The 15,430-nt window shown below is 70.3% G+C and carries 15 protein-coding genes; 5 read left to right on the plus strand and 10 right to left on the minus strand.

Annotated elements, in window-relative coordinates; translation table 11 throughout:
* Positions 1-30: 30 nt before the first annotated feature.
* From ABFO07_RS15830 to ABFO07_RS15865, 8 genes are all read right to left on the minus strand, one after another.
* On the minus strand, positions 31-975 hold the full coding sequence (locus ABFO07_RS15830) for a fatty acid desaturase family protein (protein ID WP_347467873.1): 945 nt from the start codon (positions 973-975) through the stop codon (positions 31-33).
* A complete protein-coding gene (locus ABFO07_RS15835) occupies positions 972-1,592 on the minus strand; it encodes a phosphatase PAP2 family protein (protein WP_059993330.1) in 621 nt (206 codons plus the stop codon). Before ABFO07_RS15835 ends, ABFO07_RS15830 begins: the two co-directional genes overlap by 4 nt.
* Positions 1,589-2,737: a hypothetical protein gene (locus ABFO07_RS15840; protein ID WP_060014107.1), complete on the minus strand. Its 1,149-nt coding sequence runs from the start codon at positions 2,735-2,737 to the stop codon at positions 1,589-1,591. The genes ABFO07_RS15835 and ABFO07_RS15840 overlap by 4 nt, the downstream gene beginning before the upstream one ends.
* Positions 2,734-3,573, minus strand: a complete 840-nt coding sequence (locus ABFO07_RS15845) for a hypothetical protein (protein ID WP_196484690.1) — start codon at positions 3,571-3,573, stop codon at positions 2,734-2,736. Before ABFO07_RS15845 ends, ABFO07_RS15840 begins: the two co-directional genes overlap by 4 nt.
* Positions 3,507-4,517 (minus strand): hypothetical protein, encoded by a 1,011-nt coding sequence (locus ABFO07_RS15850; protein WP_347467876.1) that lies wholly within the window; start codon positions 4,515-4,517, stop codon positions 3,507-3,509. The genes ABFO07_RS15845 and ABFO07_RS15850 overlap by 67 nt, the downstream gene beginning before the upstream one ends.
* Before the next feature lie 67 nt (positions 4,518-4,584).
* Positions 4,585-5,640: a glycosyltransferase family 2 protein gene (locus ABFO07_RS15855; RefSeq protein ID WP_347467878.1), complete on the minus strand. Its 1,056-nt coding sequence runs from the start codon at positions 5,638-5,640 to the stop codon at positions 4,585-4,587.
* Positions 5,641-5,908: 268 nt separating this feature from the next.
* Positions 5,909-6,343: an inner membrane protein YiaA gene (gene yiaA / locus ABFO07_RS15860; RefSeq protein ID WP_059802503.1), complete on the minus strand. Its 435-nt coding sequence runs from the start codon at positions 6,341-6,343 to the stop codon at positions 5,909-5,911.
* 144 nt (positions 6,344-6,487) lie between these two features.
* Entirely contained in the window at positions 6,488-7,429 is a 942-nt protein-coding gene (locus ABFO07_RS15865; RefSeq protein ID WP_059802505.1) for an AraC family transcriptional regulator, read from the minus strand.
* A gap of 126 nt (positions 7,430-7,555) precedes the next feature.
* Between ABFO07_RS15865 and ABFO07_RS15870 the strand changes: the two genes are divergently transcribed.
* Positions 7,556-7,885: a carboxymuconolactone decarboxylase family protein gene (locus ABFO07_RS15870; protein WP_059802507.1), complete on the plus strand. Its 330-nt coding sequence runs from the start codon at positions 7,556-7,558 to the stop codon at positions 7,883-7,885.
* 128 nt (positions 7,886-8,013) lie between these two features.
* Complete coding sequence (locus ABFO07_RS15875; protein WP_059882607.1) at positions 8,014-8,850, plus strand: class II glutamine amidotransferase; 837 nt, start codon at positions 8,014-8,016, stop codon at positions 8,848-8,850.
* Positions 8,851-8,871: 21 nt separating this feature from the next.
* On the opposite strand, the gene ABFO07_RS15880 is transcribed toward ABFO07_RS15875, so the two are convergent.
* Positions 8,872-10,488 (minus strand): alkaline phosphatase D family protein, encoded by a 1,617-nt coding sequence (locus tag ABFO07_RS15880; protein ID WP_347467881.1) that lies wholly within the window; start codon positions 10,486-10,488, stop codon positions 8,872-8,874.
* A gap of 231 nt (positions 10,489-10,719) precedes the next feature.
* On the opposite strand from ABFO07_RS15880, the gene ABFO07_RS15885 reads away from it, so the two are divergent.
* Complete coding sequence (locus ABFO07_RS15885; RefSeq protein WP_059565259.1) at positions 10,720-11,499, plus strand: mechanosensitive ion channel family protein; 780 nt, start codon at positions 10,720-10,722, stop codon at positions 11,497-11,499.
* Positions 11,500-11,590: 91 nt separating this feature from the next.
* Here the strand turns inward: ABFO07_RS15885 and ABFO07_RS15890 are convergent, their stop codons facing one another.
* Positions 11,591-12,274, minus strand: a complete 684-nt coding sequence (locus ABFO07_RS15890) for a DedA family protein (protein ID WP_059802513.1) — start codon at positions 12,272-12,274, stop codon at positions 11,591-11,593.
* A 177-nt stretch (positions 12,275-12,451) separates the two neighbouring features.
* Between ABFO07_RS15890 and mutL the strand changes: the two genes are divergently transcribed.
* Both mutL and miaA read left to right on the plus strand, forming a co-directional pair.
* Positions 12,452-14,452 carry a DNA mismatch repair endonuclease MutL gene (mutL, locus tag ABFO07_RS15895; RefSeq protein WP_124490357.1) on the plus strand — a complete coding sequence of 667 codons (2,001 nt, stop codon included), beginning with the start codon at positions 12,452-12,454 and terminating at the stop codon, positions 14,450-14,452.
* Positions 14,449-15,423 carry a tRNA (adenosine(37)-N6)-dimethylallyltransferase MiaA gene (miaA, locus tag ABFO07_RS15900; RefSeq protein WP_347467884.1) on the plus strand — a complete coding sequence of 325 codons (975 nt, stop codon included), beginning with the start codon at positions 14,449-14,451 and terminating at the stop codon, positions 15,421-15,423. Before mutL ends, miaA begins: the two co-directional genes overlap by 4 nt.
* Positions 15,424-15,430 lie beyond the last annotated feature (7 nt).

Raw genomic sequence — 15,430 nt, forward strand, 5'->3', positions numbered from 1 at the left:
CATCGCACCTTGCCGCTGCCGCTTCGCCCGTCACCGGATGCTGACGTCGCGCAACACCCGCCCATATCCCGCATAGAGCCGGTTGGCCGGCAGCAACTGCCGCTGCGCGAGTTGCCGATGCACGCTCGGCAGGTGATAGAACGGCACCCGCATGAACAGATGGTGTTCGATGTGGAAGTGAACCGCATGCGGACCGAACAGGAAGGTCTGCCATGAGCGCCGGACGATCGTGCGCGCGTTGCGGCTCTGATCCGCGCCCGCCGGCAGCCCCGCGTGTTCGAAAATCGCGCGGACATGCCCAGCCAGCGGCAGCAGCGTGACCGACGGCACGATCCACAATCCGACGTACAGCAGCGGATGCCCGGCATGCGCGAGCGCGCCGAACAGCAGCGCGTTGCTCGCGAGCATCGACGCGATCTCCCACGCGACGTATCCACGCGACTTGGCGACCTTCGGCAGCACATGCCGGAACTCGCCGCGCACCAGCTTCGCGACGCTCGCGACATAGCCGATGCCGCACGCGTAGGCGAGCAGCCGCGCGATCAGCGCACGGCGCGCGAGCGGGTAATCGTGGATGCCGAACACCGCGGCGACCGGGTCGTCGCGATGCATCGGCGCGCGATGATGCTCGAGGTGGCCGCTGCGATACGTCCGCAACGACAGCCACAGCGGGCCGGCGGCCAGCGCCTGCCCGAGCGCGTCGTTGATCCGGCGGCGCGGCGCGAGCAGCCCGTGCGCGCCCTCGTGCATCATCACGCCGAGCGCGAGCTGGCTGCGCGCGATCACGACGGCCGCGAGCGCATACACGAGCGGATGCGGCATGTACACGGCGGCCGCGAACGACAGCGCGATCAGCATCCAGTCCCCCGCCAGCGCGGCGACCGCCCGCCACGGCCGCAGCCGAAGCAGCGCCGCGTCGGGCGCAAACCGGCCGAGTTCGGCATTGTCCCCGGCGAACGGGTTGTGCCGGGTCATGCCGGCTCCCTGCGCAGCGCGCGCCGTTCGGCCCATGCCGCGCTCGCGGCCGCCAGCAGCGCGCCGCCCAGCACGTCGGCCAGCGTGTGCTGCTTGAGCGTGAGCGTCGATACGCAGATCAGCAGGCCGATCGCGACGACGGCCAGCCGACGACGCGCCGGCGCGAGCATCCGGCACGCGAGGCACGTGACGGCCACATGCAGGCTCGGAAAACCGTTCGCGGCCAAATCGAGCTGCCACATGCGCGCGAGCCGGTGCCGCACGAACGCGTTGTCGATCGTCGTCACGTCCGGGCGCGGCACCGCTTCCGGAAACAGCAGGAAGCACGCGACGCTCACGACGAACGCGGCCAGCACGGCCCGCTTGAACGCCGCGAATGCATGAGGCGGCGCGCCGGCCGCGAGGACGATCACGAACGGAAAGAATCCCACGTACACGAACCACGACAGCGCGATGAACGGAATCCACGCATCGGCCGGCGTGACCAGCGTATATCGCGGCGTCACGCCGCGCTCCAGCGCAAAGAAGATCGCCAGCCCCGCGAGCATGCCCAGCGACGCGGCCGACGCCTGCCTTATGTCGAGTCGACGCAGGAAAAGCGGCAAGGGAAGCTTCACGGCGTCAGCACCTCTGCGTCGGATCGTCGTGCCGGCGCCGTCGCGTTCGAACAGAGGCCGAGGAGACATGTCGTCCACGCGTCGATCCGCGCACGTGCGCGCTCGCGTCCGGCACCGGCCGGAACGCGCGCGCCCGGGCTGCGCATCAGCGCGTCCGCCGCCTGCCCGACCTGCCGCCGGAATTCGGCGGCGTCGCCCCGCCACGTCACGATGCGATGTTCAAGGCCCAGTTGCGCCGCCCGCGCGGCGTTGGCCGCCTGTTCGGGCTGGTCGGTCAGCACCAGCAGGATCGGCCGCTGATACACGCGCGCGATCGACAGCGCCGCCATTCCCGGCGCGGACACGATCAGCTGCGCGTGCGCGGCGCGCGTGACCCAGTCGGGATCGACGCCGCGCCATCCGTCGCACGCGGCATAGCCCTCGCCGACCCGATGCGCGGCCAGCCCGGCGTCGCCGATGCCCGCGCACAGCGCGCCGGCCATCGACACGTCGCGGAAATGCGGGTTCAGGTAGACGGCGGCAATGCGCGCGTCCGATGCGGGCTGCTCGCCGGCAACCGGCACGGGCGTCGGCAACCGGTAGTGCGCGGTTCTCGCGCACTCCGCGACGTCGTATGCGAAATCGTGCTCGATGCAGCAACGCGCCGCGTCGATCTGCCGGTCGACGATGCGGCCGAACGCTCGCGCGACGATGCCCGGCAGCCGCCCTTTGAAGTTGGCGGTCAATGCACGCCGGAGGCTGCCGCCATACACGTGCACGACCTTGCGCCGCCAGCGCGGCAGCATGCCCATGAACAGCAGCGCCGGATGAAACGAATCGTTGACGACGAGATCCGCATGACGGACTGCGATACGCAGGCGCGCGATATCGCACACCATGCGCGTCGGCCGGAACACGTAATGCGCGACGTTGCGGTTCGTGTCGCCGCGCAGCATGTTCTGCCGCGTATCGAACTGCACCGCGTAGTGACGCGACAGCACGGGAGCGTCGATGCCGAACGCCGCGAGGAACTGCCGGCCGGCATCGGACGTCGTCAGCACGTCGACGCGGGCGCCGGCGTCGCGCAGCGCGCGGACCAGCAGTTGCGCGCGCATCAGATGCCCGCGCGCGTCCGCGGTGGCGAGATAGACGATGCGCGGCGTCATGCGGCCGACGCGGGCGGTCGGGCGCCCGGACGCAGCGCGTGGAACCATCCGGCGGCGTACATCGCCAGCGCGCCGGTCACGCCGAAGCCTGCGTCGACCGCCCGGATCTCGTCGAGCAGCGCGGCGAGCCGCACCGCTTCGGACGGTGCGACGAGACGGCGCAGCGTCTCGGTGCAGAGCCGGACATGGCGCACCTCGTCGGTCAGCACCCGCGACAGCAGCGGATACATCGGATGCCGGGCGCCGATCACGCCGCAATGGCGCGCGAGCACGCGCATCGCCATTTGCTCGGCGCACAGGCCCGTCGCATAGGCCGGCACGAGCAGCCCGTGCGCGAAGTGCTGCGCGTGGCGACGGGCGATCCGCCGCCACCGCGCGATCTTGCGGCGGCTCAGCCAGTCGGGCCGGCCCGGACCGTCCACCTGAACGCCGCGCGCCTGCAGCGCATCGACGAACGCGGCGGCGTGGCGGCGCTCGTCGGCGAGATGCCGCTCGATCCGCTGCGCGATCCAGTCCGGCGCGTCCCCCGTCCATTCGTCGTGCAGCGCGCATTCCGTCGCCTCCTCGCCGATCAGGTACATGCGCAGCATCCAGCGCTCGCCGTGCCCGCTGCGATGAAGCCGGCGCAGCGCCGCACGCTTGATGCGGTCGACGAGATACGCCTGCATGCGCGCGAAGCCGCGCGGCGCCGGCGCGTCGAGGCAGCCGAACCCATCCGCGCGGCCGCCTTGCCCCTGCCCGGAAGCGGTGCGTCGCGTACCGGCCGTCGTCATGCGGGCTCCCCGCGGGCAGCCCCGGCGTCGCGCGGCGCGGCGGGCGCCGCCGCGCGATGCCACGCGAGAATGAGACCGATGAAGCTTTCCTGCAGGAACGCACGCCCCGCCGCCGCCGCACCGGCGAATGCCTCCTCGCGGCCGTTCACGCGCAGATACCCGCTGCCGTTGCGCGCCCCCAGTTCGATCCGGTCGTGCTTCCTGAAGCCGCGCGTGCGCATCGCGTCGACGAGCGGACTCGTGTCGAGCCCGAACAGGAACAGCTCGCGCTGCGCGACCCACACCGGAATGTGATCGCTCAGCGCGTCGAACCGGATCGCCCACGTGCCGGCGGCCAGCGCGCGTTCGATCTCCGCGTGGCCCGGCTCGCTCGAGGTGAAGCTCGCGCGCGCCACCGATTTCGACAGGCTGCCGACGCCGAGCGCGATCGTGATGTCGTCGCCGGATGCGCGCTTCGGATCGGTCGCGCGCACGTTGACGAAGTACCGGGCCACGCGCGCCGCGAACGACGGGCGCTCGAACAGCGCGCGGGTGTCCTCCGGCGTCAGGAGATCGCGCTCGGCGTCGCCTTCGCGCACGCGGATGCGGTACGGATCGATCCGGACATCGGCGAACTTGCCGCGCACGGGCGCATGCACGTAGACGTCGCGATTCCATTTGACGCCCGAGCGGCGCAGCAGCACGTGCACGCTCAGCGGCACGCGCTGCCCGTCCGCATCGACGCCGCTGCCCTGCAGCAGCACGTCGCCGAGCACCTCGCTCGCATGGTGGTTCGGGTCGCTCGCGAACACGATCGCGTGGTTGCGCGCGTCGACGTTCGCGCGAACGTCCCGCGCGTCGAGCGCGATGCGGTTGCAGTCGGTGGCGGCATCGCCGGCGAACGGGCAGCCGCTCTCCGACGCGAAATGAAACACGCCGCGTCCCGCGTGTTCGACCGCGGCGGCATGCGCGCTGGTGGCGGCGGCAACGACGGCGAGGCAGGCAAGGCGGCTGGCAAAGGTAGGCATGGGCGTATGACGAGAAATTCCGGGTTCTATGCAGGCACCGTGAAGCGGCGTGGCGTGCCGCGCCCGGTCAATGACGGTGGTACGAGAGCGCATCGAGGTCGCGCCGCGCGGAAGCGCGCCGGGACAGCCCGGCGCCGCGCGCGAGCGCGCCGAGCGTATCCACCACGGACACGCCGATCGTCATGGCGACGGCCGCCAGGTAGCGCACGGCCCCGAGCGGCGGCAGCTGCTGGCGATTGAGCGCGCCCAGGCTGTAGCCGAGCCGCATCACCATCACGCAGAACGGGCCGAGCGGGCCGCTGCGGCCGAGCCATTGCCAGCGGCGCGGCAGGTACGCGTTCACGAGGTACGGCGTGAGCCCCACGCTGTCCTCGCCGCGCATCCAGCGCAGCTTCAGCGTTTCGCCGCGCGTGTCAGGAAAGCGATGTTCGGTGTGCGCCGTCGGCGCATACTCGATCGGCACGCCCGCCGCCTGCATCCGCAGCCCCATGACCTGGCAGTGCGCGCGGTAGACGCCGTCGAGCGGCTCATACCGATGGCGCGCGAACACCTCGCGCCGGAACGCGACGTTGTTCGCATAGAAGTTGCGCGTCGCGCCATCGCGCAGCGGGCTCGGGAAGTACATGAAATCGATCGACGTCATGGCGACGCCCAGCACGGTCGGCGCATAGCTGGTGCGCCCGGCCACCGCCGCCGGCGCGTCGTGCGCGGCACGCGCGAACGGCGCCAGCAGCTGCGCGAGCCAATCCGCCGCCGGCCGGCAGTCCGCATCGCCGAACACGACGTAGTCGCAGCACGCGGGGTCGACGCGATCGAATCCGACGTTCTTCGCGTCGTAGTAGCCGATATTGCCGTCGATCTCGACGAAGTCGATCTCGCGGCCCGCGAGCGCGGCGATCTGCGCGCACGCGTCGGCCGGCAGTCCGTCGTGCGTGACGATCCACTGCGCCAGCGCCGCCGGCGGCAGCGTCTGCCGCGACAGTTCGGATACCAGGCGCTTCAGGCTGTCGACGGCCTGCGTCATCCCGTGGCCGCCGCGCAGGTTGTTCGTTTCCAGGATCAGCGCGGTGCGCGCCGCGACGGAACGGGTGCGATCGTTCGCGAGTGGGGGGGTGTTCGACATCCGAAACGTTTCCTCTTCGATGGCGCCGTCGTCATGCCGAGTGCAGCTTGTGCATCGAAATATCGTTGCACAATGTCATGCGACGTCTGCCGGTCACGGCAGGCACGTCGAACCGACGGCCGACGACGCATGCGCGTCTGCATGCGCCGCGCAACCGCGCGAATTCAGGATGACGACGGAAAAATGGCGGACGCGCACCGCGAATGCGGGCGCGCTGCGGCGCTCGGTGCGCGGGCGGACGGACGGAACCGCCGGCCCGCGCCGGCGCTCACTCCTGCGCCGGATCGGTGTCGGCCAGCCGCGGCTTCGCGCCCTGCAGGTCGCGCGTGTTCTTCTGCACGGCCACCGCGCCGAACAGCGCGAGCACGAACGACATCGCGTAGAAGCCCTTTTCGCTGAGCTGCAGCGTCGCGTTGAACAGGCCGACGACGAGCAGCGCGATCGCGAGCAGCAACGCGATCCAGCTCAGGCCGTAGTAGATGCCCGTCACCGGGATGCCTTCGGAGCGATCGCGCACGCTCTTTTGCAGCGAGATCGCCGCATACAGGCCGAATGCCAGCACGGTGAAGTAGTAGCCCTTTTCATTGAGCTGCATGCCGGCATTCCAGAGCCCGATCAGGAACGCGGCGAAGCCCGCGAGCAGCGCGGCCCACGATGCCGCGACGAAAGCGAACGACGGTTGCTGGAGATTGGTCTGGTTCATCGAATTGCCCTCTTCTTTCTTGTTGTTTGGAATACTGCGCGAGCATGTTAGCAGCTTTGCCGGACCGCACGGCAGCGCCGACGCGCCGCGGCACGCAGCATTCCCGCCGGCCGGCCCGTTCTCCCCGGGCCCCCGCTCATCGGCTCACGTGCCGCGATGCGCGCGCCGCCAGCGCCCCGGCGTCGTGCCGAACACCTCGCGAAACGCCTTGCCAAACGCCGCCTCGGACTGGTAGCCGACCGCCTGGCCGATCTCCGCCTGCCCGCGCCGCGTGTCCTGCAGCAGCGCGCACGCGTGCATCATCCGGATCCGCGTGACGAACGCGCCGACGCTCATGCCCGCCTTCGCGCGGAAGTGCCGCGCGTAGGTCGCGCGCGACATTGCCGACACGTCGCCGAGCGACGCGACCGTCCACGGCTGCGCGGGCGCCTGCATGACCGCCTGGATCGACGGCCCGAGCCGCGCGTCGGCGGCGAGCGCGAGCCAGCCGGACGGCACCTGCGTGTCGCGGCCGTACGCGCGCAGCGCATACGCGAGCAGCGCCTGGCCCAGCGCGTTCACGATCGCGCGGGCGCCCGGCTGCAGGTTCGACGCCTCGGCGCGCAGCACGCTCGTCAGCATCTGCAGCGGCGCGAGCCCCGACGCCTCGCGCAGCCCGACGTGCAGCACGCCCGGCAGCGCGCGCATCAGCAGCTCGCCCGCGCCCCGCTCGTAGACGAAGCGGCCGCAGAGCAGGTCGACGCTCGCGTCGCCGGGTGCGTCGGTATTGGATTTGACCGGCAGCACCGCGCCGCCGGACGACGGCAGGTCGTGCAGCGGCCGTGCCGTCGCGGCGTGGGCGGCCACCGCGTCGTCGATCACGTGCGCGTCGCCGGTCGGCAACAGCACGAAATCGCCCTCGGCGAGCTGCAGCGTGCGCCCGCCCGGCCCGCGCAGCCGGCAGCGGCCCGCCAGCAGCAGGTGAAACGCGGCCTCGCGGGGCGGCAGCGCGTCGTGCGCCATCGCGAACGGGCCGTCGAGCAGGCAGCGCACGTCCAGCTCGACGTGGCTGCGGCCCAGCAGAAGCAATTGGCTCAACGCATCCATGAGACGCTTGCGCTAAAAATTGACACTTTAACGCATCGAAACCATCACCACAGGCGCTCAGAATAGCCGTGCATCTCCCGCGACCGCGGCACCCGCCGCCGTCCCTTACCCGTGAAAGGATGAGCCATGCTGAACTGGAACGAATATCGCAATGAACTCTCGACGCGCATCGGCGATCTCGCGAAGTTGTCGCCCGGCACGCTGGCCGGCTACAAGGCGCTGGCCGACGCCGGCGCCAAGACCGGCCATCTCGACGCGAAGACGCGCGAGCTGATCGCGCTCGCGGTGGCGGTCACGACCCGCTGCGACGGCTGTATCGCCGTGCACACGGCCGAGGCGGCCAAGCATGGCGCGACCCGGGAGGAAGTCGCCGAGGCGCTCGGCGTGGCGATCGCGCTGAACGCGGGCGCGGCGCTCGTCTATTCGGCGCGCGTGATGGATGCGATGGGCGAGTAACGCGCGCGACCGCCGCCCCGCCCCGGCCGGCGCGCCGGGGCGCTCGCTCCGCCCCTCTTCTGCGCCGCGCCGCCCGGGCGGCGAACTCGGCTACCATGCGCGAACGATCCACCGAGAAGGAGCGTCCCATGTGCCGCTGGCTCGCCTATACGGGAAACCCGATCCACCTCGAGACCGTCCTGTTCCGCGCAAAGCATTCGCTGATCGACCAGAGCCTGCATTCGGAGCTGGGCGCCACGACCACCAACGGCGACGGTTTCGGCATCGGCTGGTACGGCCATCCCGACGAACTGCCGTTCCGCTACCGCTCGGTGCATCCCGCCTGGAACGACCGCAACCTGCGCGAAGCCGCGCGCGCGATCCGCTCGCGCATGTTCATCGCGCATATTCGCGCGGCGACCGACACGCCGGTGCAGGAAACCAACTGCCACCCGTTCCGGCACGGCCGCTGGCTGTTCGCGCACAACGGGCTGATCCGCGGCCTGCACCAGCTGCGCCGCGACCTCACGCTGAAGATCGATCCGGCGCTGTTCCCGACGATCGAAGGCTCGACCGATTCGGAGCTGATGTTCCGTCTCGCGCTGACCTTCGGCCTCGAGCAGGCGCCGCTGCCGGCGCTCGAGCGGATGGCCGGCACGGTCGAGGACGTCGCCGCGCGGCACGGCGTCGCGCTGCCGATCAACATGACGGTGTGCGCGACCGACGGCGAGCGGATCATCGCGGTGCGCTACTCGAGCGAGCGGCAGTCGCGCTCGCTGTTCCACAGCACGTCGTTCCGGCACCTGCACGCGTTGTACCCGCACAATCCGCGCATCGCCGAGGCCGGCGACGACGCGTTCATGGTGCTGTCCGAACCGCTCGTCGACCTGCGCGGCGCGTGGGAGGAGATTCCGGAAAGCACGGCGATCGTCGTGCACGGCGCCGACGTCGAGCAGCGGCCGTTCGAGCCGCGGCGTCACGCGTGAGCGCGGCGCCGCGTCGACCGCCTACGCTTCGGGGTCGAGCTTCACCTCGAACAGCGACTTGCCGTCGAGGTCGTGCAGCGACACCGTCATCGCGCGGCTCGCCGGGTCGATCTTCGCGCGCCCGTAATACTGCTGGCCCGCGGCCGGCGACCGGTTCTGCGGGTTGTCCTTCGGCACGCTCACGTAGCGCAGCGCCGGGCCGAACGTCATGTCGGTGTCGTTCGGGCCGAACGTGCCCGCGTTGATCGGGCCGCCGACGAATTCCCAGAACGGCTTGAAATCGGTGAACTTCGCGCGCGACGGATGGTAGTGCGCGGCCTGCGCGTAGTGCACGTCCGCCGTCACCCAGACGACGTTCTCGATGTTCTCGCGCTTGATGAACGACAGGATGTCGGCCAGCTCGAGCTCGCGGCCGGACGGCGCGCCGTCGTCGCCGTTCGCCCACGCCTCGTAGGTGCCCTTCGGCACGTCCGGATTGAGGTCCGGCACGACGAGCGAGATCGGCATGTCGCTCGCGATCACCTTCCACGTCGCGCGCGAGCGCTTCAGCGACGCCTTCAGCCACGCGCTCTGCTGCGCGCCGAGGAATGCCGAATCGGCATCGAGCCACGCCTGCCGGTTCGGCGAATTGCGCCCGCGGTAGCTGCGCTCGTCGAGCATGAACACGTCGAGCAGCGGCCCGAACGCGAAGCTGCGATAGATCTGTTCGGGATCCTGCTGGTTGATCCGGAACGGGTTGTATTCGAACATCGCCTGCCGTGCATAGGCGGACAGCAGCGACGCGCTGCGCGTCTGGTAGCGCGCCTCCTCGGGCCCGATCTGCTGGCCCGGATACCAGTTGTTGCGCACCTCGTGGTCGTCCCACTGCACGAGGAACGGCACCTCGGCCATGAAGCGGCGCTTGTTGCGGTCGAGCTGGTTGTACGCGAACGCGCCGCGATAGTCGTCGAGCGTCTGCGCGACGTGCGACTTCGCCTCGGTGACGAGATTGGTCCACAGCGTGCCGTCGGGCAGCTTCACTTCGGCCTGGATCGGGCCGTCCGCATAGATCTGGTCGCCCGAGTGGATGAAGAAGTCCGGCGCTTCGCGCCGCATCGCCTCGTAGATCCGGTAGCCGCCGAAACGCTCGTTGATGCCCCAGCCCTGCCCCGCTTCGTCGCCGGAGAACACGAAGCACACCGGCCGGTCGGCGCGCGCGGACGGCGTGCGCAGGCGGCCGGTCACGGGCTCGCTGAACACCTTGTCGTTCGCGAGATCCTGGAAGCGCACGCGGTAGAACACGTCCGCGCCGGACGGCAGGCCGGCGAGATCGACGCGCGCGCTCAGCCCGGTCGCGTCGATCGCCGCGGGGCCGACGCGCCGCTCGAAGCGCCTGAAGCTCTCGTCGGTCGCGTAATCGACGATCATCCGCGCGGGCCGGTCGGTGCGGCTCCAGACGATCGCGCGCGTGTCGGTCACGTCGCCGCTCATCACGCCGCCCGGCAGTTGCGGACGCAACCGGTCCGACGTGACGATCGCGGGCGCCGCGCGCTGCGCGAGCACGTCGGCGATTCCCGATGCGCCGAGGAGCGCCGCGCCGCCGCCCGAAACGAGGCGCTTGAGCAGCAGACGACGGGAGGGGGCGATGCGATCCGGCATGGAGAACTCCTGCAAAGGTCGATTGGAAACGTTTTCCTGCGGATCGTAATGCGCGAACATGTAACTTTCATTTCACCGCCGTCGACCGGTTGCCATGCCGCGGCCCGTCGGCTATAAAAGTCCGACGCCTGTCCGTCCGGCATGCTCCGCCTGCCGGCATGGCCATCCCGTTCAACGCTTCATGGAGAACCGACCTTGACCCTGGACCTCGCCACCACCCAGCAATTCCTGATGACCCGCGGCCTGGATTTCGGCCTCAACCTCGTCGCTGCCATCGCCCTGTGGTTCGTCGGCCGCTGGGCGATCCGCATCGGCACGCGGCTGCTCGGCAAGGTCGTGCAGCGCAGCGGCAAGGTCGACCCGACGCTGGCCGACTACCTGACCTCGGTCGTCGGCGTGCTGCTGACGATCCTGCTGATCCTCGCGATCCTGCAGGTCTTCGGCGTGCAGACCACGTCGTTCGCCGCGCTGCTCGCCGGCCTCGGCCTCGCGATCGGCACGGCCTGGGGCGGCCTGCTCGCGCACTTCGCGGCCGGCGTGTTCATGCAGGTGCTGCGGCCGTTCAAGATCGGCGACGTGATCAGCGCGGGCGGCGTCACCGGCACGGTGAAGGAGCTCGGCCTGTTCGGCACGACGATCATCACCGCGGACAACATCGTGACGATCGTCGGCAACAACAAGATCTTCTCGGACAACATCGCGAACTACAGCGCGACGCCGTACCGCCGCGTCGACCTGACCGCGAAGATCGCGAACGGCGTCGATGCGGCCGACGCGATCAACCGCCTGAAGGCAGCGGTGCAGAAGATCCCGAACGTGCTGACGAGCCCGGCGCCGGACGTCGGCGTGCTGCAGTTCACGCCGGAAGGCCCGCTGCTGTTCGTGCGGCCGTCCACGCAGCCGGCGAACTACTGGCAGGTGTACTGCGACACCAATCACGCGATCCTCGACACGTTCCGCGACGCGCAATACCCGACGCCCGAAACCCCGTTCCTGCATCGCACGACCTGACGCGCGGCGCACCGCGCGGACGCAAAAAAAGCGTGGCAATTCGCATTGCCACGCTTTTTTTTGCATCGCGTCGCCGGCTGGCCGGCGCGCTTCAATGCCCGCTGGTCTTGCGAGCGTCGTCCGAGCGGCGGCCGCGCACGAGCTTCCACACCGCGCCGAGCGCGACCGGCACGATCGCGGCACCGATCCCGGCCAGCACGATCACGTTCAGGTACTGGCGGACGAACGGGATGTTGCCGAAGAAGTAGCCGAGCAGCACCAGCAGCAGCACCCAGATCAGCGCGCCGAGCACGTTGAAGAGCTGGAAACGCGCGACGCTCATCGACGACGCGCCCGCGACGAACGGCGCGAAGGTCCGCACGACCGGGATGAAGCGCGCGAGCACGATCGTCTTGCCGCCGTGCTTGTCGTAGAACGAGTGGGTCTTCTGCAGCGCCGCGCGGTCGAGGAAGCGCTCGAGCACCGGGATGTGCGTATTGAAGACCTTCGGGCCGATCCAGCGGCCGATCATGTAGTTGACGGTGTTGCCGGTGATCGCCGCGACGAGCAGCAGCACGATCAGCGCGCCGACGTTCATTTCGCCGGTCGCCGCGAACGCGCCGCCGATGAACAGCAGCGAATCCCCCGGCAGGAACGGAAACACGACGAGGCCCGTTTCGCAGAACACGATCAGGAACAGCACCAGATACACCCAGGCGCCGTACTGCCGGATGAAATCGCCGAGGAATGCGTCGATGTGCAGGACGAGATTGACGAAATGGAGCAGCGTATCCAAATGCGGGTTCCTTCAGGGGCAAACGGGCCGGTGACGGCATAAAGGGCGAAAACGCACGGCCGAAAGAGGCGGTGCGCCAGGACGCAGTCATCATACCGAAACTGCCTTAAGGCTCCGTGAAAAAACGTAACCGATCGCGAGTCCGGCGCGCGCCGGCGGCCTCGCTATAATTCGGCCATGTCCGAATTCACCGAAACGGCCGCGGGCGCCGCGCCCGCCCCTGATCCACACGCGCCGCGCCCGCTGCGCGCGATCCAGCCCCTGCCCGACCAGCTGATCAGCCAGATCGCCGCGGGCGAGGTGGTCGAGCGCCCGGCGTCGGTCGTCAAGGAGCTGCTGGAAAACGCGCTCGACGCCGGCGCGAGCACGCTGCGCATCGTGCTCGAGGAAGGCGGCGTCAAGCGCATCTCGATCACCGACGACGGCTGCGGCATCCCGCCGGGCGAGCTGCCGCTCGCGCTGATGCGCCACGCGACCAGCAAGATCCGCTCGCTCGAGGAGCTCGAGGCGGTCGCGACGCTCGGGTTCCGCGGCGAAGCGCTCGCGTCGATCGCGTCGGTCGCCGAGATGTTCATCACGAGCCGCACCGCGGATTCCGCCCACGCGACGCGCATCGACGCGCAGACCGGCGTGCTCGCGCCCGCCGCCGGCGCGGTCGGCACGACGATCGAGGTGCGCGAGCTGTACTTCAACACGCCCGCGCGCCGCAAGTTCCTGAAGAGCGAGCAGACCGAGTTCGGGCATTGCCTGGAAATGATCCGCCGCGCGGCGCTCGCGCGGCCGGACGTCGCGATTTCGGTGCTGCACAACGGCAAGGCCGTCGAGCACTGGAACGCGACCGAGCCCGCGCAGCGCGTCGCGAAGATCCTCGGCGACGGCTTCGCGACCGCGCACCTGCCGCTCGACGAGCAGGCCGGGCCGCTGGCCGTGTACGGCTGCGCCGGGCTGCCGACCGCGAGCCGCGGCCGCGCCGACCAGCAGTATTTCTTCGTGAACGGCCGCTTCGTGCGCGACAAGCTGCTCACGCACGCGGTGCGCGCCGCGTACGAGGACGTGCTGCACGGCGACCGCTATCCGTCCTATGTGCTGTTCCTCGACCTGCCGCCCGAGGCGGTCGACGTGAACGTGCACCCGTCGAAGATCGAGGTGCGATTCCGCGATTCGCGCTCGATCCACCAGTTCGTGTTCCATGCAGTGCAGCGTTCGCTGGCCCGCCATGCGGGCGCATCGCCGGAAACCACCGCGGGCGGCCACGCCGCGCATATCGCCCCCGTGCCCGCACCCGCGCCGGGCCCCGCATCGTTCCTGAACACGCCGCTGGGCCAGGCTGCCGTGGGCGGCGGCGGCAGTGCAGGCACCGGCGCCACGCACACGCCGTCGCAAGGCAACACGTGGCTGCGCCAGGCGCGGATGACGCAGGGCACGCTGCCGGTCGCGCAGCCGCTTGCGCTCTACGACGCGCTGTTCGGCCGCAAGGACAGCGGCGCGGGCACGCCGGCCGGCACGACGCTCGCCGCCGACGCGGCGGACCCGTCGGCATCGCCGCTGGCGGGCTTCGCCGCCGCGCCGTCGCTGGCTGACACCGCGCACGACGACCAGCCGCTCGGCTTCGCGCTCGGCCAGATCCACGGCATCTACGTGCTCGCGCAGAACGCGCACGGGCTCGTGATCGTCGACATGCACGCGGCGCACGAACGGATCCTCTACGAACAGTTCAAGGGTGCGCTCGCCGACCGCGCGATCGCGGTGCAGGCGCTGCTGCTGCCGGTGTCGATGACCGCCACGCCGGTGGAGATCGGCACCGTCGAGGAGGAGCGCGAGACGCTCGAATCGCTCGGCTTCGACCTCGCGGTGCTGTCGCCGACCACGCTCGCGATCCGCGCGGTGCCGGCGCTGCTGAAGGACGCCGACCTGCAGTCGCTCGCCCGCGCGGTGCTCGCCGACCTGCACGCGTTCGGCGGCTCGCGCGTGCTGACCGAGCGCCAGCATGAACTGCTCGGCACGCTCGCGTGCCATCATGCGGTGCGCGCGAACCGGCGCCTCACGCTCGACGAGATGAACGCGCTGCTGCGCCAGATGGAAGCGACCGAACGCGCGGACCAGTGCAATCACGGCCGGCCGACGTGGTACCAGCTCACGCTCGGCGATCTCGACCGCCTGTTCATGCGCGGCCAATGAGCGTGTCGCCGTCTTCCGCCCCGACGACGATCGCCTGCCTGCTCGGCCCCACCGCGTCCGGCAAGACGGCCGCGGCGCTGGCGCTCGCGGCGCGCCGCCCGATCGAGATCGTCAGCGTCGATTCGGCGCTCGTCTACCGCGACATGGACATCGGCACCGCGAAGCCGAGCCGTGACGAGCGCGCGGCCGTGCCGCATCACCTGATCGACATCATCGACCCGGCCGACGCGTATTCGGCCGCCGAATTCCGCGCCGACGCGCTGCGCCTGATCGGCGAGATCGCCGCGCGCGGCCGCACGCCGCTGCTCGCGGGCGGCACGATGCTCTACTACAAGGCGCTGACGCAGGGGCTCAACGACCTGCCGACCGCCGATCCGGCCGTGCGCGCCGAACTCGACGCCGACGCCGCGCGCGACGGCTGGCCGGCGCTCCACGCACGGCTCGCGCAGGTCGACCCGGAGACGGCCGCGCGCCTCGCGCCGAACGATTCGCAGCGGATCCAGCGCGCGCTCGAGGTGTTCATGCTGAGCGGCCAGCCGATGTCGGCGCTGCTCGCCGCGCCGCGCAGCGCCGACGATGCGGCCGCCCGCTACCGGTTCGTGCCGGTCGCGCTCGAGCCGTCCGACCGCGCGGTGCTGCATGCGCGCATCGCGCAGCGTTTCGACGCGATGCTCGACGCGGGCTTCATCGACGAGGTCGAGCGGCTGCGCCGCCGCGACGATCTGCATCCCGGGCTGCCGTCGATGCGCTGCGTCGGCTACCGGCAGGCGTGGGAATTCCTCGACGGCATCACCGACTATCGGACGATGCGCGACAAGGGCATCTTCGCGACACGGCAGCTCTGCAAGCGGCAGATCACGTGGCTGCGCGCGATGCCGGAGCGGATCGTCGTCGACTGCGTCGCGGCCGATGCGGCCGTGCGCGCGGTGGACGCGCTCGAACGCGTGATCGACGGCCGCGCGCAGGCCTGACGCGCAC

Source organism: Burkholderia stagnalis, assembly GCF_039848545.1.
Lineage (GTDB): Bacteria > Pseudomonadota > Gammaproteobacteria > Burkholderiales > Burkholderiaceae > Burkholderia > Burkholderia stagnalis.

Excerpts from the sequence above, each read along its gene's own strand:
- ABFO07_RS15830 (WP_347467873.1), bottom strand. The coding sequence starts at position 975 with ATGACCCGGCACAACCCGTTCGCCGGGGACAATGCCGAACTCGGCCGG.
- ABFO07_RS15840 (WP_060014107.1), bottom strand. The coding sequence starts at position 2,737 with ATGACGCCGCGCATCGTCTATCTCGCCACCGCGGACGCGCGCGGGCAT.
- ABFO07_RS15850 (WP_347467876.1), bottom strand. The coding sequence starts at position 4,517 with ATGCCTACCTTTGCCAGCCGCCTTGCCTGCCTCGCCGTCGTTGCCGCC.
- ABFO07_RS15855 (WP_347467878.1), bottom strand. The coding sequence starts at position 5,640 with ATGTCGAACACCCCCCCACTCGCGAACGATCGCACCCGTTCCGTCGCG.
- yiaA (WP_059802503.1), bottom strand. The coding sequence starts at position 6,343 with ATGAACCAGACCAATCTCCAGCAACCGTCGTTCGCTTTCGTCGCGGCA.
- ABFO07_RS15865 (WP_059802505.1), bottom strand. The coding sequence starts at position 7,429 with ATGGATGCGTTGAGCCAATTGCTTCTGCTGGGCCGCAGCCACGTCGAG.
- ABFO07_RS15870 (WP_059802507.1), top strand. The coding sequence starts at position 7,556 with ATGCTGAACTGGAACGAATATCGCAATGAACTCTCGACGCGCATCGGC.
- ABFO07_RS15875 (WP_059882607.1), top strand. The coding sequence starts at position 8,014 with ATGTGCCGCTGGCTCGCCTATACGGGAAACCCGATCCACCTCGAGACC.
- ABFO07_RS15880 (WP_347467881.1), bottom strand. The coding sequence starts at position 10,488 with ATGCCGGATCGCATCGCCCCCTCCCGTCGTCTGCTGCTCAAGCGCCTC.
- ABFO07_RS15885 (WP_059565259.1), top strand. The coding sequence starts at position 10,720 with ATGACCCGCGGCCTGGATTTCGGCCTCAACCTCGTCGCTGCCATCGCC.
- mutL (WP_124490357.1), top strand. The coding sequence starts at position 12,452 with ATGTCCGAATTCACCGAAACGGCCGCGGGCGCCGCGCCCGCCCCTGAT.
- miaA (WP_347467884.1), top strand. The coding sequence starts at position 14,449 with ATGAGCGTGTCGCCGTCTTCCGCCCCGACGACGATCGCCTGCCTGCTC.